The sequence below is a fragment of the Burkholderia pyrrocinia genome (assembly GCF_022809715.1).
Taxonomy (GTDB): domain Bacteria; phylum Pseudomonadota; class Gammaproteobacteria; order Burkholderiales; family Burkholderiaceae; genus Burkholderia; species Burkholderia pyrrocinia_C.
The window spans coordinates 2,943,635-2,963,309 of record NZ_CP094460.1; the positions used below are offsets into that span (position 1 = coordinate 2,943,635).

Annotated in this window: 16 protein-coding genes and 2 pseudogenes; 14 read left to right on the forward strand and 4 right to left on the reverse strand. The window is 67.9% G+C overall.

Features of this window, described 5'->3' with window-relative positions:
- Position 1 precedes the first annotated feature (1 nt).
- The 4 genes and pseudogenes from andAd to MRS60_RS30145 all read left to right on the forward strand — a co-directional run bounded on the left by andAd (position 2) and on the right by MRS60_RS30145 (position 3,409).
- A complete protein-coding gene (andAd, locus tag MRS60_RS30130) occupies positions 2-478 on the forward strand; it encodes an anthranilate 1,2-dioxygenase small subunit AndAd (RefSeq protein ID WP_014900133.1) in 477 nt (158 codons plus the stop codon).
- 17 nt (positions 479-495) lie between these two features.
- The gene (andAb, locus tag MRS60_RS30135) at positions 496-822 is read left to right on the forward strand and encodes an anthranilate 1,2-dioxygenase ferredoxin subunit AndAb (RefSeq protein WP_034185113.1); all 327 of its coding nucleotides are present in this window, start codon (positions 496-498) and stop codon (positions 820-822) included.
- Positions 812-2,031: pseudogene (gene andAa / locus MRS60_RS30140) on the forward strand (anthranilate 1,2-dioxygenase system ferredoxin--NAD(+) reductase). Before andAb ends, andAa begins: the two are co-directional and overlap by 11 nt.
- A gap of 91 nt (positions 2,032-2,122) precedes the next feature.
- Positions 2,123-3,409: a DUF445 domain-containing protein gene (locus MRS60_RS30145; protein ID WP_243566213.1), complete on the forward strand. Its 1,287-nt coding sequence runs from the start codon at positions 2,123-2,125 to the stop codon at positions 3,407-3,409.
- 33 nt (positions 3,410-3,442) lie between these two features.
- Here the strand turns inward: MRS60_RS30145 and MRS60_RS30150 are convergent, their stop codons facing one another.
- From MRS60_RS30150 to MRS60_RS30165, 4 genes and pseudogenes are all read right to left on the reverse strand, one after another.
- Positions 3,443-3,745 (reverse strand): HigA family addiction module antitoxin, encoded by a 303-nt coding sequence (locus MRS60_RS30150; RefSeq protein WP_034185116.1) that lies wholly within the window; start codon positions 3,743-3,745, stop codon positions 3,443-3,445.
- Between the two features lie 12 nt (positions 3,746-3,757).
- Positions 3,758-4,045: pseudogene (locus tag MRS60_RS30155) on the reverse strand (type II toxin-antitoxin system RelE/ParE family toxin).
- 356 nt (positions 4,046-4,401) lie between these two features.
- Positions 4,402-4,701 (reverse strand): addiction module antidote protein, encoded by a 300-nt coding sequence (locus tag MRS60_RS30160; RefSeq protein ID WP_034185118.1) that lies wholly within the window; start codon positions 4,699-4,701, stop codon positions 4,402-4,404.
- A gap of 3 nt (positions 4,702-4,704) precedes the next feature.
- Entirely contained in the window at positions 4,705-5,022 is a 318-nt protein-coding gene (locus MRS60_RS30165) for a type II toxin-antitoxin system RelE/ParE family toxin (protein WP_243566214.1), read from the reverse strand.
- A gap of 349 nt (positions 5,023-5,371) precedes the next feature.
- Here MRS60_RS30165 and MRS60_RS30170 point away from each other — a divergent pair, with 349 nt between their 5' ends.
- The 10 genes from MRS60_RS30170 (at position 5,372) to MRS60_RS30215 (ending at position 19,665) form a co-directional block, all read left to right on the forward strand.
- On the forward strand, positions 5,372-7,012 hold the full coding sequence (locus tag MRS60_RS30170) for an acetolactate synthase large subunit (RefSeq protein WP_243566216.1): 1,641 nt from the start codon (positions 5,372-5,374) through the stop codon (positions 7,010-7,012).
- 29 nt (positions 7,013-7,041) lie between these two features.
- On the forward strand, positions 7,042-8,475 hold the full coding sequence (locus MRS60_RS30175; RefSeq protein ID WP_034185121.1) for an aldehyde dehydrogenase family protein: 1,434 nt from the start codon (positions 7,042-7,044) through the stop codon (positions 8,473-8,475).
- Between the two features lie 230 nt (positions 8,476-8,705).
- A complete protein-coding gene (locus MRS60_RS30180; protein ID WP_175746400.1) occupies positions 8,706-10,289 on the forward strand; it encodes a Na+/H+ antiporter in 1,584 nt (527 codons plus the stop codon).
- A gap of 475 nt (positions 10,290-10,764) precedes the next feature.
- Positions 10,765-11,898, forward strand: coding sequence for a hybrid sensor histidine kinase/response regulator (locus tag MRS60_RS30185; RefSeq protein WP_279388972.1), 1,134 nt, complete (start codon positions 10,765-10,767; stop codon positions 11,896-11,898).
- Between the two features lie 126 nt (positions 11,899-12,024).
- A complete protein-coding gene (locus MRS60_RS30190) occupies positions 12,025-13,701 on the forward strand; it encodes a methyl-accepting chemotaxis protein (protein WP_243566218.1) in 1,677 nt (558 codons plus the stop codon).
- Positions 13,698-14,210 (forward strand): chemotaxis protein CheW, encoded by a 513-nt coding sequence (locus MRS60_RS30195; protein WP_243566219.1) that lies wholly within the window; start codon positions 13,698-13,700, stop codon positions 14,208-14,210. Before MRS60_RS30190 ends, MRS60_RS30195 begins: the two co-directional genes overlap by 4 nt.
- Positions 14,207-15,604: a CheR family methyltransferase gene (locus MRS60_RS30200; RefSeq protein ID WP_243566220.1), complete on the forward strand. Its 1,398-nt coding sequence runs from the start codon at positions 14,207-14,209 to the stop codon at positions 15,602-15,604. The genes MRS60_RS30195 and MRS60_RS30200 overlap by 4 nt, the downstream gene beginning before the upstream one ends.
- A 46-nt stretch (positions 15,605-15,650) precedes the next feature.
- Positions 15,651-16,358, forward strand: coding sequence for a chemotaxis protein CheW (locus MRS60_RS30205; RefSeq protein WP_034185127.1), 708 nt, complete (start codon positions 15,651-15,653; stop codon positions 16,356-16,358).
- A complete protein-coding gene (locus MRS60_RS30210; RefSeq protein ID WP_243566221.1) occupies positions 16,355-18,649 on the forward strand; it encodes a hybrid sensor histidine kinase/response regulator in 2,295 nt (764 codons plus the stop codon). The genes MRS60_RS30205 and MRS60_RS30210 overlap by 4 nt, the downstream gene beginning before the upstream one ends.
- Entirely contained in the window at positions 18,646-19,665 is a 1,020-nt protein-coding gene (locus MRS60_RS30215) for a chemotaxis response regulator protein-glutamate methylesterase (protein ID WP_034185129.1), read from the forward strand. The genes MRS60_RS30210 and MRS60_RS30215 overlap by 4 nt, the downstream gene beginning before the upstream one ends.
- The last annotated feature ends 10 nt before the right edge of the window (positions 19,666-19,675 follow it).

The following is a 19,675-nucleotide window of genomic DNA, read 5'->3' on the forward strand; positions in this document are numbered from 1 at the left end:
AATGACGGAAGACATGAAGACGTGGTTCGAGATTTACATGCTCCAGAACCGCTACATCGGGCACCTCGACAACGACCGGCTCGAACACTGGCCGGAAATGTTCACCGAGGACTGCACATACGAAATCGTGCCGAAGGAGAACGCGGATCTCGGGCTGCCGGTCGGGATCGTCCACTGCACGAACCAGCGGATGCTGCGCGACCGCGTGGTGTCGCTGCGGCACGCGAACATCTTCGAGGAGCACACGTACCGGCACATGACGTCGGGCCTGACGATCGTCGCGGAACGCGACGGCGAGATCGACACCGAGAGCAACTACGTGGTCGTGCAGACGCGCAGCAACGGCGAGTCGAACGTATACCAGGCCGGCAAGTACTACGACACGGTCGTGCGCACGCCCGACGGGCTGCGCTACAAGACCAAGCGCGTGATCTACGACACGTCGCGCGTGCAGACGCTGCTCGCAACCCCGATCTGACGAAGCAAGGAACCGACATGACCGAAGCAACGCTCGCCGAGTGGCATCCACTCGGCGCTTTCGACGAATTCTCCGAAGACGAGCCGGCAGCGCGTGTCGCCGGCCAGAAGCCGATCGCCGTGTTCCGGATCGGCGACGAACTGTTCGCGATGCACGACCTGTGCACGCACGGCCATGCGCGGCTGTCCGAAGGTTATGTGGAGGACGGTTGCGTCGAATGCCCGCTGCACCAGGGGCTGATCGACATCCGCACCGGTGCGCCGAAATGCGCGCCGATCACCGAGCCGGTGCGGACCTATCCGCTCCGGATCGTCGACGGGCAGGTGGAAGTCAATGTCGGCTGATCCGTTCGTGATCGTCGGCGCGGGCCACGCGGCCCGGCGCACGGCCGAAGCGCTGCGCGAACGCGATGCCGCCGCGCGCATCGTGATGATCGGCGCGGAGCGCGAGCTGCCGTACGACCGGCCCGCGCTGTCGAAGGATGCGCTGATGAGCGACGGCGGCGAGCAGCGCGCGTTCGTGCGCGACGCGGCGTGGTACGACACGCAGCGCATCGAGCTGCGGCTCGGCACACGTGTCGAGGCGATCGAGCGCGACGCACAGCGCGTGCGGCTCGATGATGGTACGACGCTGCCGTACGCGCGGCTCGTGCTCGCGACGGGTTCGCGGGTGCGCACGTTCGGCGGCGCGATCGACGAAGGTGTCGAGCCGCATTACGTCCGCACCGTCGACGATGCGCGTGCGTTGCGCGCGAAGCTTGCGCCGGGCCGCCGCGTCGCGGTGCTCGGCGGCGGGTTCATCGGCCTCGAGGTCGCGGCAGCGGCGCGCCAGCTCGGTTGCGACGTGACGGTGATCGATCCTGCTCCCCGATTGCTGCAACGTGCGTTGCCGGAAGTCGTCGGCGCGTATGCGCGTCAGTTGCACGACGCGCGCGGCGTGGTGTTTCAGGTGGCGACGCTGCCGCGTGCGATTCGTCGTGCGCCGTCCGGCGGTGCGATCGTCGAGACCGATCGCGGCGACGTGCAGGCCGATATCGTCGTGGTCGGCATCGGTGTCGTGCCCAATGTCGAGCTTGCACAGGCGGCCGGGCTCGACGTCGACAACGGGATACGCGTCGATGCGGGCTGTCGTACGACCGATCCCGCGATCTTCGCAGCGGGCGAGGTGACGATGCACTTCAATCCGCTGCTCGGGCGTCACGTGCGGATCGAATCGTGGCAGGTCGCCGAAAACCAGCCGGCCGTCGCGGCCGCGAACCTGCTCGGCGCGGACGAAGCCTATGCCGAGTTGCCGTGGCTGTGGTCCGATCAGTACGACTGCAACCTGCAGATGCTCGGGCTGTTCGGCAGCGAACGCACGACCGTCGTGCGCGGCGATCCGGCGAGCGGGCCGTTCACGGTGTTCGGGCTGGGCGACGACGGCAAGATCGTCGCGGTGGCCGCGGCGAACCTGGGGCGCGACATCGGCGCATCGCGCCGGCTGATCGCGGCGGGGCGGTGCCCGATCCGGTGAAACTCGCCGATCCGGCGGTGAACCTGAAGACGTTCCTGTAACGGCCGGGCGCGCGGGCCGGCTCGGCTCGCGCGTTTGTCGGTTGACGCGAAATCGGGGATATTAGCGGCATCGCCGATCCGCCCGTCCTCCATGCCGCCAGACAAAGCCCTCGAACTGAAACGAAGCAAGCGCCGCGCGCTATGGCTGCTGCTGGCCGCGGTCGCGGTGTTCGTCACGACGATCCTGCTGCCGCGCGGCCCGTGGGTCGACGGCTTCAAGGCCGTGGCCGAGGCCGCGATGGTCGGCGCGCTCGCCGACTGGTTCGCGGTCGTCGCGCTGTTCCGCCGCGTGCCGATCCCGTTCGTGTCGCGCCATACCGAGATCATCCCGAAGAACAAGGACAAGATCGCCGACAACCTCGCGGTGTTCGTGCGCGAGAAGTTCCTCGGCCCCGACGCGCTTGCCGCGCAGATCCGCCAGCACGATCCCGCGCAGAAACTCGGCGCGTGGCTCGGCGAGCCGGCGAACACCGACGCGCTCGGCGGTTATGTGACGAAGCTGATGAGCTTCGCACTCGACATGACCGACGACGCGCGGATCCAGTCGTTCGTCCACGACGCGTTTCGCGCGGTGATCGACCGGGTCGACCTGTCGCAATCGGTTGGCGCGATCCTCGACACGCTGACGAAGGACGGCCGCCACCAGGCGCTGCTCGACGATGCGATCGAACAGGTGGTCGACGTGCTCGACAAGGAGGAGAACCGCGAGGTGATCGCGGGCTTCATCGTCGAATGGCTGAAGACGCAGTACCCGAAGGTCGAGAAGATCATGCCGACGCAGTGGTTCGGCGAGAACGGCGCGCGGATGCTCGCCAGTGCGGTGAGCCGCGTGCTGGAAGGCGTGGCGGCCGATCCCGAGCACGAGTTGCGGCAGCGCTTCGACCGGACGGTCGCGCGGCTGACCGAGCGGCTGAAGCACGATCCCGCGTTCATCGAAAAGGGCGAGGAGATCAGGCGCTACATCCGCGACGGCGATGCGTTCAACGAGTATGCGCGCGACTTGTGGGACCAGTTGCGCGCATGGCTGAAGGCCGATCTCGCACGCCCCGATTCGACGCTGCACCGGCAGGCCGCGACGCTCGGCGGCTGGCTCGGCGCGCGGCTCGCCGAGAGCCCGGCACTGCGCGCGTCGCTGAACGAGCATATCGAGAAGGCCGTGCACGAGATGGCGCCGGATTTCGCCGATTTCCTGATGCGTCACATTCGCGACACGGTGCGCAACTGGGATGCGCGCGAGATGTCGCGGCAGATCGAGTTGAACATCGGCAAGGATCTGCAGTACATCCGCATCAACGGCACGCTGGTCGGCGGGCTGATCGGGCTCGGGTTGTATCTGGTGTCGCTGGTGCCGCGCTGGGCGGCCGGGTGGCTGCATTGATGCGGCCACGCCCGCGAACGACGGCCGGTGTGCTTACGCGTGCGTGCGTTCGCGCGGTTCGACCTTGCGGTCGATCTCGCTGCGCGTTGGCAGCGTCTTGAGATCGTAAGCGGCTTGCAGGTTCAGCCAGAATTCCGGCGACGTATCGAAGTAGCGCGCGAGCCGGTAAGCCGTATCGGCCGTGATTCCACGCCGTTCCTTGACGATTTCGTGCAAGCGTGTCGCCGGCACGTTCAACGCGAGCGCCAGCGCGTTGACGCTCATTTCCAGCGGCACGAGAAACTCTTCCCGCAGGATTTCACCCGGATGAATCGGGCGCATTCCATTCTTGAGCATGCGAGGCTCCAGTCAGTGATAGTCGACGATCTCGACCTGGGTGGGGCCATCGTCGCTCCATTCGAAACAGATCCGCTATTGCTCGTTGATGCGGATGCTGTGCTGGCCTTCCCGATCGCCTTGCAACGCTTCGAGCCGGTTGCCAGGAGGCGCCCGTAAATCGCGCAGTTCTTTCGCAGCGGCGACCATTTGCAGTTTCCGGGTGGCAACGGTTTCGATCGTGCGGAAATGCCTGGGCGATGCTCCAGCAAACAACAACTGGGTATCCTTGCATCGGAACGATCTGATCATTACGGGCATCGTATTACGTTTTGCGTAATACGTCAATAAGGGTGAAATGGTTTCGACGATGCGTACGTCGAAGCGCCGTCGCGAGAAACGACCAATAGGAAACCTGAATGATCGGGAATGGGTGAGGTCAACGCGTGATGACAGGCATCGCCAATGCATGCGGGCTGGTCTCTGTCGTCCCGACGAGTATAGGGGCGCACATTGTCTTTACGGGGCCGCTATGCCATTCGGACGACCCATTGCGTCGACGGCTGATCGGGCTCGGGTTGTATCTGGTGTCGCTGGTGCCGCGCTGGGCGGCCGGGTGGCTGCATTGATGCGGCCACGGACATCGCGGAAAGGGCGCGATGCCGCGCGCCCGTGCATCACGCGCGCGCTTTCGAGCCGTGCAGTTGCAGGCCGAGCGCCTTGATGACCTTCAGGATCGTGCCGAAGCTCGGGTTGCCGTCGTGCGACAGCGCCTTGTACAGCCCTTCGCGCGACAGGCCCGCATCGCGCGCGACCTGCGACATGCCGCGAGCGCGTGCGATCACGCCGAGCGCGTGCGCGATGAAGGCCGGATCGTCGCCGGCCTCTTGCAGGCAGGCCTCGAAGTAATCGGCCATGTCGTCTTCGGTTTGCAGATGGTCGGCCGAATCCCATGGCCGGGTGCTGATCTTGTCCATCGATCACTCCATGTCGAGATGCGCAAGCATCGCGTGCGCGGCGCGTATGTCGGCTGGTTGCGTCGATTTATCGCCGCCGCAGAGCAGGATGACCCAGATCGTTCCGCGCCGGACGTAGTAGACGCGATAACCGGGGCCATGGTCGATACGCATCTCGACGACCGGCGAGCCGGCGGATTTCCAGTCGCCCGGATTGCCCATCGACAGGCGGTCGATGCGCGCCTGGATGCGGCGCTTCGCGACGCGATCCTGCAGGCCGGCAAACCATGCGTCGAAGACGTCGGTGGTCCGGATGCTATACGTAGGCGCACTGTAGGGCATTGATTGCAGTATGTCAACCATGGTTCACAGATGTATCGGGCTATTCCGTAGTCGCCACATTAGGGCCGCCTGCTTCGTTTGGGCGCCAAATGGCCGTTCGGCCGAAGTCGAAATCTTTCGAATCCGTCTACAATCAAAAACGTCTTTGCCGCCCGTGCGCGCCTGCCGCATACGGGCGGGTCTGTTCGTCCTCCGGTATCCGGAGGCACCGCCGCGCGTTGCGTGTTGCGCGGCGGGAAGTGCCGTGGTCTGTGTCCAGTAGGTAAAGCGTCCGCGTGCCGTAGGCCGGCGCGCGTCATGTACGCCGCGTGTCCGTAGGCCGGGCAGGCGGCATAACCGAGAGTCCCCCATGAAAGCATCGGATCTGTTCGTGAAGGCGCTGGAAGCCGAAGGCGTCGAGTACGTGTTCGGCATTCCCGGCGAAGAGAACCTCGATCTGCTCGAATCGCTGCGGCGATCGAAGATCAAGCTCGTGCTGACCCGGCACGAGCAGGCGGCCGGCTTCATGGCCGCCACCTACGGCCGCCTGACGGGCCGCACCGGCGTGTGTCTCGCGACGCTCGGGCCCGGCGCGACGAACCTCGTGACGGCCGCCGCGTATGCGCAGCTCGGCGGGATGCCGATGCTGATGATCACCGGGCAGAAGCCGATCAAGTCAAGCAAGCAGGGTCACTTCCAGATCGTCGACGTGGTCGGCATGATGCAGCCGCTCACGAAGTTCACGCGGCAGATCGTGTCGATCGGCAACATCCCGTCGGCCGTGCGCGAGGCGTTCCGCCGCGCCGAGGAAGAGCGCCCGGGCGCCGCGCACCTCGAGCTGCCGGAAGACATCGCGCACGAGGAAGGCGACGGCAAGCCGATCCCGCGCAGCTACAGCCGGCGGCCGGTGGCCGAGGAGAAGGCGGTCGCGCACGCGGTCGACGCGATCCAGGCCGCGCGCCATCCACTGCTGATGATCGGCGCGGGCGGCAATCGCAAGACGACCCGCAAGATCCTCGGCGAATTCGTCGACAAGACGGGTATCCCGTTCTTCACGACGCAGATGGGCAAGGGCGTGATCGACGAGACGCACCCGCTGTGGCTCGGCAACGCTACGCTGTCCGACGGCGACTTCGTGCACCGCGCGATCGAGCATGCGGACTGCATCATCAACGTCGGCCACGACGTGATCGAGAAGCCGCCGTTCTTCATGCACGCGGACGACAAGACCGTGATCCACGTGAACTTCCTCGGTGCGCAGGTCGATCCCGTCTATTTTCCGCAGATCGAGGTGGTTGGCGACATCGCGAACGCGGTGTGGCAGATGACGGAAGCGATCGTCCCGCAGCCGCACTGGGATTTCGTGCGCTTCGCGATGATCAAGGAGCATTTCGACGCGCACCTGCAGAAGGGCCAGCGCGACCCGCGCTTCCCGATGTACCCGGTGCGCATCGTCAACGACCTGTACGACGCGCTGCCGGCCGACGGGATCGTCTGCCTCGACAACGGCATGTACAAGATCTGGTTCGCGCGCTACTGGCGCGCACACGAGCCGAACTCGCTCCTGCTCGACAACGCGCTCGCATCGATGGGCGCGGGCCTGCCGTCGGCGATCGCGACGAAGATCGTGCATCCGCAGCGCAAGGTGATCGCCGTGTGCGGCGACGGCGGCTTCATGATGAATTCGCAGGAGCTCGAAACGGCCGTGCGGCTGAAGCTCGACATCGTCGTGATGATCCTGCGCGACGACGCATTCGGGATGATCCGCTGGAAGCAGGAGAACATGAACTTCCCCGATTTCGCGATGACGCTGCAGAACCCCGATTTCGTGTCGTATGCGCAAAGCTACGGCGCGCACGGGCATCGCGTCGAATCGGCCGACGATCTCGAACCGCTGCTGCGCGAGTGCTTCTCGGCGCCGGGCGTGCACGTGATCGACGTGCCGATCGACTATTCGGACAACGAGCGCGTGCTGAACCGCGAGATCAAGCGGCTGTCGGCGCAACTCTGAATTCCCCGTTCACAGGAAGGAGTCGTTCCATGTTGAAGGATACCTATCCGTACTACCTCGCCAACGAGGCCGTCTACGCGAACACCGATCTGGAAGTGACGGACAAGTTCAGCGGCAAGGTCGCAACGCGCGTCGCGCTGGCCGACGCGAAGGCGATCGATGCGGCGATCGGCGCGGCGGTCGACGCCGCGAAGCCGATGCGCGAGCTGCCGGCCTTCAAGCGGCAGGCCGTGCTCGACCATTGCGTCGCACGCTTTCGCGAGCGTTTCGACGAGCTGGCCGAGGCGCTGTGCATCGAGGCCGGCAAGCCGATCAACGATTCGAAGGGCGAAGTGACGCGGCTGATCGATACGTTCCGCGTCGCATCCGAGGAATCGGTGCGTATCGACGGCGAGATCATCAACCTCGAGATCTCCGCGCGTGCGCAGGGCTATACGGGCTACACGAAGCGCGTGCCGGTCGGCCCGTGCTCGTTCATCTCGCCGTTCAACTTCCCGCTGAACCTCGCCGCGCACAAGGTCGCGCCCGCGCTAGCGGCCGGCTGCCCGTTCGTGCTGAAGCCCGCGAGCCGCACGCCGATCGGCGCGCTGATCATCGGCGAGGTGCTCGCGGAAACCGACCTGCCGAAGGGCGCGTTCTCGGTGCTGCCCGCGCATCGCGACGGCGCCGATCTGTTCACGACCGACGAGCGCTTCAAGCTGCTGTCGTTCACGGGCTCGCCGGCCGTCGGCTGGGCGCTGAAGGAGAAGGCCGGCAAGAAGAAGGTCGTGCTGGAGCTCGGCGGCAACGCGGCCGCGATCGTCGATGCGGACCAGCGCGACCGGCTCGACTACGTGGTCGAGCGTCTCGCGTTCGGCGCGTACTACCAGTCGGGCCAGAGCTGCATCGGCGTGCAGCGGATCCTCGTGCATGCCGATCTTTACGATGCGCTGCGCGAGAAGCTGATCGCGAAGACGCGTTCGCTGAAGATGGGCGATCCGAAGGATCCGTCGACGTTCGTCGGCCCGATGATTTCCGAATCCGAATCGCGCCGGCTGTCGGGCTGGATGGATGCGGCCGTCGCGGCGGGCGCGAAGATCGTCGCGGGCGGCAAGGTCGACGGCGCGATGTTCGAGGCGACGCTGCTGGAAAACGTCGGGCGCGAGCAGGACCTGTACCGGAAGGAGGCGTTCGGCCCCGTCGCGATCCTCGAGAAGTTCGACCGGTTCGACGACGCGCTCGCGCGCGTGAACGACAGCGATTTCGGGCTGCAGGCCGGCGTGTTCACCGATTCGCTCACGCATGCGCAGCGCGCGTGGGACGAGCTGGAGGTCGGCGGGGTCGTGATCAACGACGTGCCGTCGTTCCGCGTCGACAACATGCCGTACGGCGGCGTGAAGGATTCGGGTCTCGGCCGCGAAGGGATCCGCTACGCGATCGAGGACATGACCGAGCCGCGGCTGATGGTCGTGCGGCGCCGGTAACGCGGGGCGGGCAGCGCGGTGCCGCGACGGCACGCGGGCGGGCGATCGTGCCGGCCCGCGTGCCGTTTTCCATCGCGGCGCGCGCACCGGGCCGGCATCGAGCCCGTGCCGCGTGGCGGGCCTCCCGAACGCGCTCGACTGCGGGCATCGCATCGTGATGTAATCGCGCCAAACTGCCGACCGGGGTACGACGCCGGAAAGCGCGAATTCATTCTTCACGAGGTCGATTCATGTCTCCCGTCTCGGCATTCAAGCTGGTTCTGTTGTCATTCCTGGCGATCGTCGCGCTCGAATGCATCGCCAAGCGGTTGCGGCTGCCGCCCGCGGCCGCGCTGCTGATCGGCGGCATCGGCATCGCGTTCGTTCCCGGCCTGCCGCCGATCGACCTCGATCCCGAACTGGTGCTGTTGGTGTTCCTGCCGCCGCTGCTGATGGACGGCGCGTACTTCTCCGTGTGGGAGGAGTTCAAGCGCAACGTCGGCGGCATCCTGCTGCTCGCGATCGGCGCGGTCGTATTCACGACGTTCGCGGTCGGCTTCGCCGTGCACTGGGTCGTGCCGGCGCTGCCGTGGGCCGCGTGCTTCGCGCTCGGCGCGATCGTGTCGCCGCCCGATGCGGTCGCCGCGAAGGCCGTGCTCGAACGTGTCGCGCTGCCGCGCCGGCTGATGGTGCTGCTCGAAGGCGAGAGCCTGCTGAACGACGCGGCCGGCCTCGTGCTGTTCCGCTTCGCGGTCGCGGCCGCGCTGACCGGCGCGTTCAGCCTCGAGCACGCGGTCGTGCGTTTCGCGGAGCTCGGGCTCGGCGGCGTGGTGGTCGGCTTCGTGGTCGGCAGGCTCGTCGTGTGGTTCCTGAAGCTGCTCGACGACGACTATCTCGTGATCACCGTCGCGGTGATCGCCGGCTGGATCGCGTATATCGCGGGCGAAATGGTCGAGGTGTCGGGCGTGATCGCGACCGTCACGGCCGGCATGATCATCGGCTGGCACCAGCACGAGGTGTTCTCGGCGGCCGTGCGCACGCGCGGCACCGCGTTCTGGCAGGTCATCGTGTTCCTGCTCGAAGCGATGGTGTTCGTGCTGATCGGGCTGTCGCTGCGCGGCGCGATGCACCGGCTCGGCGGCTTCGAGCAGGTGCTCGCCACGATGGTGCCGCCGGTGCTCGCGGTGCTGGCGGCGGTGATCGTGTCGCGCTTCGTGTGGATCTACGCGGTCGAGGCGCTGAAGTGGCCGGTGCGCGGCATCGCGCGGCGCGGCGACGCGCCCGACTGGAAGGCCGCGACGATCATGAGCTGGGCCGGGATGCGCGGCGTCGTCACGCTGGCGATCGCGCTGTCGCTGCCGGAGGCGATGCCCGGCCGCGACGTGATCCTGGTCGCGTCGTTTGCGGTGATCCTCGTCACGGTGCTGCTGCAGGGTACGACGATCGGGCCGCTGATCCGGCTGCTGCGCCTGCCGCAACGCGAAGAGCGCGCCGCGCATCACCTGACCGAGCCGCAGACGTGGGCGTACGTCGAGGCCGCGCAACTCGCGGCGATCCAGCCGCTCGTGCACGACGAGAACGGCGTGGTGATCCATCCGCGCCTGCTCGAGCAATACACGTATCGCGCGGAACTGACCGAGCGGACGAAGAACGAACCCGCGTATCCGGCGGAAGTGCGCATTGCGCACTACGACGTGGTGCTGGCCGCGATCAAGGCCGGGCGCGCGGAACTGTTGCGTCTGCATCGTTCGGGCCGCATCCACGACGAGATGCTGCACATGCTCGAACGCGATCTCGACCTGCAGGAAGTGTCCGCGCAGCACGCGCGCGGGTAGGCGGGCCGCACCGCCATCACGCGGGCCGGCTTCCGCCGGCCCGCTGCGCGTACGGGGCGATCCTCGCCCGCGCGCCGCATTTTTTCTCCCTTCCTCCGGCCGATTCGATGCATTTGCATCGGGCCCCAATACGTGTCGCGACCGAGCCTTGCAGCGCATGCAAACCTCGCCGTGCCGGCCGCGCAAACGTTATCGTCTTTCGAATCCGGAAATGATCCGATTTATCTGATTGCGGCTCTTTCCGCATATTTGGCAAAACTAAACCGGAAGGAGATAGATGCTGTGTTCTAATTTCATTTAGAATCAGCCGGTTATGTTTATTGAGAGAAAGAATGCGGAGGTAATGCGGTCGTCGACGGGGAAAATCGGCGCCCGACGCCCCGCAAGGCAGTGCCGACAGGCCAAATCGGCAGAATCAGGCGGGGTTTATCAGCCGCCAATATAAGATAGTGTCCAAGTCGGATAAACAACTCCTATGAAAGAATCGATTGGAGATTCGGCGTTTGAAACTGTATTTATGAAAGAATCGAGCGGTGATAATGCCCCGGATTGTCTTGAATCGGGGCTTTCGGTCCTTCTCGTCGACGATCAACCGTTCGTCGGCGAAGTGATCCGCCGCGCGCTGCGCAGCGAACACGACATCGACCTGCACGTGTGCACCGACGCGCACCGGGCGATGACGGTCGCGCGCGACGTGAAGCCGACGGTCATCCTGCAGGATCTCGTGATGCCGGACATCGACGGCCTCGATCTCGTTCGCGCATGGCGCGCAAACGCCGGCACCGCACGGGTGCCGATCATCGTGCTGTCCGCGAAGGAGGAGCCGATCGTCAAGCGCGAGGCGTTCATCGCCGGCGCGAACGACTATCTGGTGAAGCTCCCCGACGCAATGGAGCTGACCGCGCGGATCCGCTATCACTCGAATTCGTATCTGATGTCGCGGCAGCGCGACGAGGCGCTCGATTTCCTGTCGCACGACATGCGTTCGCCGCAGACGTCGATCCTCGCGCTGCTCGACGTCTACCGGACCGAATACGGCGACATGCCGGCGATCATGGAGCGCATCGCCGGCCATGCGCGGCGTGCGCTTGCGCTCGCCGACGGTTTCATCCACCTGACCCGCGCACAATCCGAGCGCCGCGCGCACGAGGTCGTGAGTCTCAACGAGATCGTGCTCGATGCCGTCGACCAGCTTTGGGAGAAGGCGGCCGGGTGCGGCAGCCGGGTCGTCGCGCACGTGCCCGATACCGAGTGCGTGACGATGGGCGACCGCATGATGCTCACGCGCGCGGTCGCGAACCTGATCGACAACGGGTTGAAGTACGGCCCGGCCGGCACGGACGTGCACTGCACGCTGAGCGGCGAGGACGGCGCCTGGCTGATCGGCGTCGAGGATACCGGCGCCGGCATCGCACCGGAGCAGCGCACGGCCGCGACCGAGTCGTTCGTGCAGCTCGAATCCACGCATGGCGCGGCGCGCAGCGGCTTCGGCCTCGGGCTCGCGTTCGTCCGCGCGACGGCGGCGCGGCATCGCGGCCAGATTTTGATGCGCAATACGGCGCGCGGCTTCATGGTCGCGCTTCGACTGCCGGCGCAAGCGGAGCGGTGATTTCGCGGCGCGGCCCGCCGGCGCCGCGTCGTCCGCCTCCGACCACGAGGCGCTCGTGGCGCGCCGTCCGGCGCGCTGGCGGGCGTGGATTTTTTCAACGCTGATTTTAGAAAGCCCATAACGAACATGGCCACCGTGACGCCCCGTGCGACCAATGAAAGCCTGCATCCGACGATCGGCGCTGCCCGGCTGACGCTCGGCAATCGCATCCTGCTCAGCTTCGGCGTGCTGTTCGTGCTGATGCTGGTGACAGCCGGCGTGTCGTACGAGCGCCTGCGCGCGATCAACAGCGAAGCCGTCAGCATCGAGCGCGACTCGCTGCCCGGCGTCTACCTCGCGTCGTCGCTGCGCGGCTCGGTGAACGAATCGTTCACGCTGCTGCAGCAGGCAACGTTCGTCGACACCGATCCCGAAGGCGTGCAGCGCGATCTCGCGAAAATTTCCGAAGCGCTGAAGGAAGTCGAGTCGCTGTCGGTCGAATACCAGAACACGACGTTCCGCGACGACGACCGTCAGCGCTTCGCGACGTTTCGCGGCTCCTACGACCGCTACCTGCCGCTGCTGAACGAAGCCGTGCAGAAACACCGCATGTCGCGCGACGAGGCCGTTGCGGCCTATGCGAAGGTGCAGCCCGTGTGGGGCGAGGTCGTGCGCAACGCGAACGTCCTGGTGCAGGAAAACCGCAAGTTCGCCGACCAGTCCGCGAAGCTGATCCGCGAATCCGTGCAGGATACCGAGGTCGTGCTCGCGACCGCGCTGGCGATCATGCTGCTGTCCGCGCTCGGGCTCGGCTACGTGCTGTACCGTTCGGTCACCGTGCCGATGGCGCGGCTCGTCGAGGTGCACGACGTGATGCGCACCGGCAACCTGACGCGCCGCCTCGACCTGCGCCGCCGCGACGAATTCGGCACGCTCGAGACGGGCTTCAACCGGATGGCCGACGAGCTGACCGAACTCGTCTCTCGCGCGCAGCAGTCGTCGCTGCAGGTGACGACGTCGGTCGCCGAGATCGCGGCGACGTCGCGCGAGCAGCAGGCGACCGCGAACGAAACCGCGGCGACGACGACCGAGATCGGCGCGACCTCGCGCGAGATCTTCGCGACGTCGCGCGACCTGCTGCGCACGATGAACGAGGTGGCCGGCGTGGCCGAGCAGTCGGCGACGCTCGCGGGCGTGAGCCAGAGCGGGCTCACGCGGATGGGCGAGACGATGCGCAGCGTGATGGACGCGGCCGGTTCGGTGAACGCGAAGCTCGCGATCCTCAACGAGAAGGCGCTGAACATCAACCAGGTGGTCGCGACGATCACCAAGGTGGCCGACCAGACCAACCTGCTGTCGCTGAACGCGGCGATCGAGGCCGAGAAGGCCGGCGAATACGGCCGCGGCTTCGCGGTCGTCGCGACGGAGATCCGCCGCCTCGCCGACCAGACGGCCGTCGCGACCTACGACATCGAGCAGACGGTGAAGGAAATCCAGTCGGCCGTGTCGGCGGGCGTGATGGGGATGGACAAGTTCTCCGAGGAAGTGCGCCGCGGGATGCTCGACGTGCAGCAGGTCGGCGGGCAGCTGTCGCAGATCATCGCCGAGGTGCAGACGCTCGCGCCGCGCTTCCAGATGGTCAACGAAGGGATGCAGACGCAGGCGAACGGCGCCGAGCAGATCACCCAGGCGCTGTCGCAGCTGTCGGAAGCCGCGCAGCAGACCGCCGAGTCGCTGCGCCAGTCGTCGCAGGCGATCGACGACCTGACGCTCGTCGCGAACCAGTTGCGCACCAGCGTGTCGCGCTTCAAGGTCGACGCGTGACGCGCGCCGATCCGCAGAACGGCGCACACGCGCTGTTCCTGATGTTCGAGCTCGACGGCGGGCGCTATGCGCTCGACGCGGCCGGCATCGACGAGGTGCTGCCGCTCGCGATCACGAATGCCGTGCCCGGCGCACCCGAATGGATCGCCGGGCTGCTGATGCGCGGCGGCCAGCCGGTGCCGGTGATCGACGTGCCGATGCTCGCGCTCGGGCGGCGTGCGCATGCGCTGCGCTCGACGCGGCTCGTGATGGTGCGCTATCGCGCGGGCCACGCGGACGGCGAGCGCGTGATCGGCCTGATCGTCGAGCGCGCGACGCAGACGATGCGGATCGATCGCGCGGCATTCCGCGCGAGCGGCATCTCGACCGCGCGCACGCGCTGGCTCGGGCTCGTCGCGAACACGCCCGCCGGTGTCGTGCAGCAGGTGTCGGTAGCCGACCTGATCGACGACGTTGCGCGCCTGTATCTGTTCGATGGCCTGCCGGGCCACGGGAAGGAGTCCGCATGAAAGAGTCCGAATCGCGATTTCGCGGCTGGCTGCTGCGCGAGACCGGCATCGACCCCGATTCGCTCGGCAACGATTTTCTGATCCGTGCGCTGACGGAGCGTGTGCATGCGTTGCAGGCGGACGGCGAGCGCCTGCCGTCGGCGGCGCGGCCGCCCGTGACGCAGGACGCGCTCGATGCGTACTGGCAGCAGCTCAACGCGTCGGCCGACGAGCGGCGTGCGCTGATCGAGCTGTTCGTCGTGCCCGAGACGTGGTTCTTCCGCGACCGCGAGGCCTTCGCGACGCTCGCGCGGCTGGCGGCCGAACGGCTCGCCGCGACGCCCGGCCGCGTGATTCGCGTACTGAGCGCGCCGTGCTCGACGGGCGAGGAGCCGTATTCGGCGGCGATGGCGCTGCTCGACGCGGGGCTCGGACCGGCCAGCTTCACGATCGACGCGATCGACCTCAGCGCGCGCGCGATCGAACAGGCGCGGCTCGGCTGTTACGGGCGCAATGCGTTTCGCGGCACCGCGACGGAATTTCGCGCGCGCTACTTCACGCCGGCCGCCGACGGCTGGCTGCTCGACGAGCGCGTGCGCGCGTGCGTGCAGTTCCGGCACGCGAACCTCGTCGAACCGATCGCCGATACGGGCTTTCGCTACGATTTCGTGTTCTGCCGCAACGTGCTGATCTACTTCGACCGCGACGCGCAGGATCGCGTGATCCGCTCGCTCGACGCGTGCCTCGCCGACGACGGCATGCTGTTCGTCGGGCCGGCCGAAACGGGCGTCGCGATGCGGCACGGGATGCGCTCGGCGCGCGTGCCGCTCGCGTTCGCATTTCATCGCGAGTCTGCCGGTGCGGCGGCCGAGGCGAGCGCGGCCCGGGCCGCGGCGCCGTTGTCCGCGGCGGCGGACCGGCGCACGGAGCGCTTTACCGTTGCGCCGCTCGTGGCGACGCGCCCGGTGCTGGCCGTCGCGCCGCCGGTCTGGCTCGGCGGCAGGCCGCAGCCGTTCGCGGCGCCGTCGCCCGCGGTGCGCACGGCCGCGCTCGATGCACGGGCCGACCGGTCGGTGGCGACGGTCGAAGCGGCCGCGCCGGTCGCCGAAGACGTCGCGCCGACGCTCGAGGAGGCACAGGCGCTCGCGAACGCCGGCGCGTTCGACGAGGCCGAACGCGTGCTCGCGCAGTTCTCGGCGCGCGTCGGGCCGCATGCCGACGCGTTCTACTTGAACGGGCTGATCGCGGATGCGCGCGGGCGCGCGGCGGAAGCCGGCGACTTCTACCGGAAGGCGCTGTACCTGCGGCCCACGCACCACGAGGCGCTGACCCATCTCGCGACGCTGCTCGACGTCGGCGGCGATCGCGCGGGCGCGCAATGGCTGCTCGAGCGCGCACGGCGCTCGGCCGGCTGACACGAATACGGGATCGGGACCGACACCGCGATGACCAGAGGAACCCATGAACCGCGACGCCGCTGCCACTGACGACACGACGATCGACGTCGACGATTGCTGGAACCGGATCGGCACGCACGGCGACCGCTCGTGCGAGCGGCTGGCCGACTGCCAGCGCTGCCTGAACTGCCCGGTCTACGCGTATCACGCGGCGAAGCTGCTCGAGCGTCCGCTCGGCGACGCCGAGATGGCCGACGCGACACGCCGGATGAGCGCGTTCCGCGCGACGAGCGTGCGCGACGACGACGGCGATACGCGCCACGCGGCGCTGGCGTTTCGCGTGGCCGACGAATGGCTCGCGCTGCCGATCGGCGTGCTGCGCGAGATCGCCGGCACGCGCCCGATCCATTCGCTGCCGCATCGCCGCAATTCGGCCGTGCGCGGCGTGGTCAACATCCGCGGCACGCTGCGCATCGCGATCTCGATCGGCGCGCTGCTCGGCCTCGACGCAGGCAAGGGCGGCAACGGCGGTGGCGACGGCCGTTTCACGCGGCTGCTGGTGGCTGCGCACCAGGGCGAACCGGTCGTGTTTCCGGTCGACGAAGTCGAAGGCGTGCTGCGCTTCGGCGCATCCGACTGGGTGCCCGTGCCGGCGACGGTCGGGCGTGCGAGCGCCGGCCTGTCGCGCGGCGTGCTGTCGTGGCGCGGCAAGTCGGTGGGCCTGCTCGACGACGATCGCCTGTTCGATGCCGTGACACGGAGCATGCGATGAGCGGCGACGACGATCTGAGCCACCTGTCGCTGCTCGAGCTGTATCGCGAGGAGACGCGCACGCAGACCCAGGCGCTGTCCGAGCGGCTGCTCGCGCTCGAATCGGGCGAACCCGATGCCGTCGCGCTCGAGGCGTGCATGCGCGCCGCGCATTCGCTGAAGGGCGCCGCGCGCATCGTCGGCGTGCCGCTCGGCGTCGACATCGCGGGGCGGATGGAAGAATGCTTCGTCGCCGCGCAGGCCGGCACGATCGCGCTGACGGCCACGCACGTCGACGTGCTGCTCGCCGGCGTCGACCTGCTGGTGCGCGTCGGCGATCCGCAAGGGGCGCCCGTGTCGCCGACCGAGATCGACGTGTTCGCGGCGGCGCTGACGGGCGCCGATGCCGCGCAGACGATACAGGCGGCCGTCGTGCCGCCGTCGGCCGTGCCGTATCGCGAGCACGACGGCGCCGCGAACGAGTCCGTCGGGGCCGGCGCCACGGTGCCGCCGCTCGCGGTGTCGGGCACGGTGCCCGATCCGGTCCAGGCCGGCCGCGTGGCCGGCGCCGGCGCGATGCGCCGCGTGCGCGCCGATACGCTGAACCGGCTGCTGAGCCTGTCCGGCGAATCGCTGGTCGAATCGCGCTGGCTCAAGCCGTTCGCCGAATCGATGCTGCGCGTGAAGCGTGCGCAGCGCGACGCCGCCCGTTCGCTCGATTTGATGTACGAACAGTTCGCCGACGATCTCGACGCGGGCATGCTCGCGTCGATGAACGAAGTGCGGCACATGCTCAATGACCTGCAGCGTTCGCTCGCCGAGCGCATGGACGAATTCGATCGCTTCGAGCGGCGCAGCACGCATATCGCCGAGCAGCTCTACGACGAGGCGCTGCAATGCCGGATGCGGCCGTTCGGCGATGCGACGCGCGCGTATCCGCGCATCGTCCGCGATCTCGCGCGCTCGCTCGGCAAGCAGGTGCGCTTCTCGATCGTCGGCGAGGGCACCCAGGTCGACCGCGACATCCTCGACCTGCTCGACGCGCCGCTCGGCCACCTGCTGCGCAACGCGATCGACCACGGCGTCGAGTCGCCCGACGCGCGGCTCGCGCGCGGCAAGCCGGCCGAGGCGAGCGTGACGCTGGAGGCGCGCCACAGCGCCGGCTCGCTGCTCGTCAGCGTGATCGACGACGGGCCGGGCGTCGACATGGACGCGCTGCGCGCGGCCGTCGTGCGCCAGCGCCTGACCGACGACGAGACGGCCGCGCGGCTGTCCGATCCCGAACTGCTCGAATTCCTGCTGCTGCCGGGCTTCTCGATGCGCGATGCGGTGACCGACGTATCGGGTCGCGGCGTCGGCCTCGACGCGGTGCAGGAGATGGTGCGCGGCGTGCGCGGCGCGGTGCGGATCTTCAACGAGCCGGGCGCGGGCATGCGCTTCGTGCTGCAGTTGCCGCTCACGCTGTCGGTGATCCGCAGCCTGCTCGTCGAAGTCGGTGGCGAACCGTATGCGTTCCCGCTCGCACACGTGCGCCGCACGCTCGAGCTCGCGCACGACGATATCGACGTACTCGAAGGGCAGCCGCATTTTCCGTTCGACGGCCGGCGCGCGGGCCTCGTCGCCGCGCACCAGTTGCTCGATGCGGGCGAACCCAACGGGGCGCGCGGGAGCACGGCGGTCGTGGTCGTCGGCGGCGAGCCCGAGCTGTACGGCGTCGCCGTCGACCGCTTCCTCGGCGAACGGATGCTCGTCGTGCAGCCGCTCGACAGCCGCCTGCACAAGATCCAGAACATCGCGGCCGGCGCGCTGCTCGAGAACGGCGACCCCGTGCTGATCGTCGACGTCGAGGACCTGATCCGCTCGGTCGACAAGCTCGTGCGCGGCGGGCAGCTCGCGCGGCTCAAGCGCGACCCGCAGTTCGCGCTCGTCGACCGGCGCCGCCGCGTGCTCGTCGTCGACGATTCGCTGACGGTGCGCGAGCTCGAACGCAAGCTGCTGGAAAAGCGCGGCTACGACGTGACCGTCGCGGTCGACGGGATGGACGGCTGGAACGCGGTGCGCAGCGATGCATTCGATCTCGTTGTCACTGATGTCGACATGCCGCGGATGGACGGCATCGAGCTCGTCACGCTGATCAAGGGCGATCCGATGCTCAAGCGCGTGCCGGTGATGATCGTGTCGTACAAGGATCGCGACGAGGATCGCCGCCGCGGGCTCGATGCCGGCGCCGACTACTACCTCGCGAAGAGCAGCTTCCACGACGAGGCGCTGCTCGATGCCGTGCACGACCTGATCGGGGGTGCGCGCGGATGAACATCGGCATCGTCAACGACCTGCCGCTGGCCGTGGAGGCGCTGCGCCGCGTGCTTGCGCTGCGGCCGGACCACCGCGTGCTGTGGGTCGCGACCGACGGCGACGAGGCCGTGGATTTCTGCATCGCCCATCCGCCCGATCTCGTGCTGATGGATCTCGTGATGCCGAAGGTCGACGGCGTGGCGGCGACGCGGCAGATCATGGCGCGCGCACCGTGCGCGATCCTGATCGTGACGGTCAGCGTCAGCGCGAACACGTCGTCGGTCTACGAGGCGATGGGCGCGGGCGCGCTCGACGCGGTCGACACGCCGACGCTTGCGCTGGGGCTGTCGACCGACGCATCGCCGCAGGCGCTGCTCGGGAAGATCGACCAGATCGGCCGGCTGCTCGAAAGCCGTACCGCGGCGCTCGTGCCGCCGGGGCCGACGCCCGCGCGCGGCCAGCCGACGCTCGTCGCGATCGGCGCGTCGGCGGGCGGGCCGACCGCGCTCACCGCGCTGCTGCGCGCGCTGCCGGCCGATTTCCCGGCTGCGATCGTGATCGTCCAGCACGTCGACCAGGCGTTCGCGCTCGGGATGGCCGAATGGCTCGACGGCTACACGCGGCTTCCCGTGCGCGTCGCGCGGCAGGGCAGCGTGCCGCAGGCCGGCGAGGTGCTGCTCGCGGCGACCAACGATCACCTGTACCTGTCGCCGCGCGGGGTGCTCGGCTATACGCGGCATCCGGTGGAGACGCCGTACCGGCCGTCGATCGACGTGTTCTTCAACAGCGTCGCCGACGGCTGGCAGGGCGAGGCGCTCGGCGTGCTGCTGACGGGCATGGGGCGCGATGGCGCGCTCGGCCTGAAGGCGATGCGCGCGAAAGGCTGCTACACGATCGCGCAGGACGAGGCGACCAGCGCCGTCTACGGGATGCCGAAAGCGGCCGCGGCGATCGGCGCGGCATCGGCGATCCTGCCGCTCGAGCGGATCGCGCCGCAACTGATCTCGCGCATCGCGCGCGCGCCGCGCGACTGACGGCACGCCG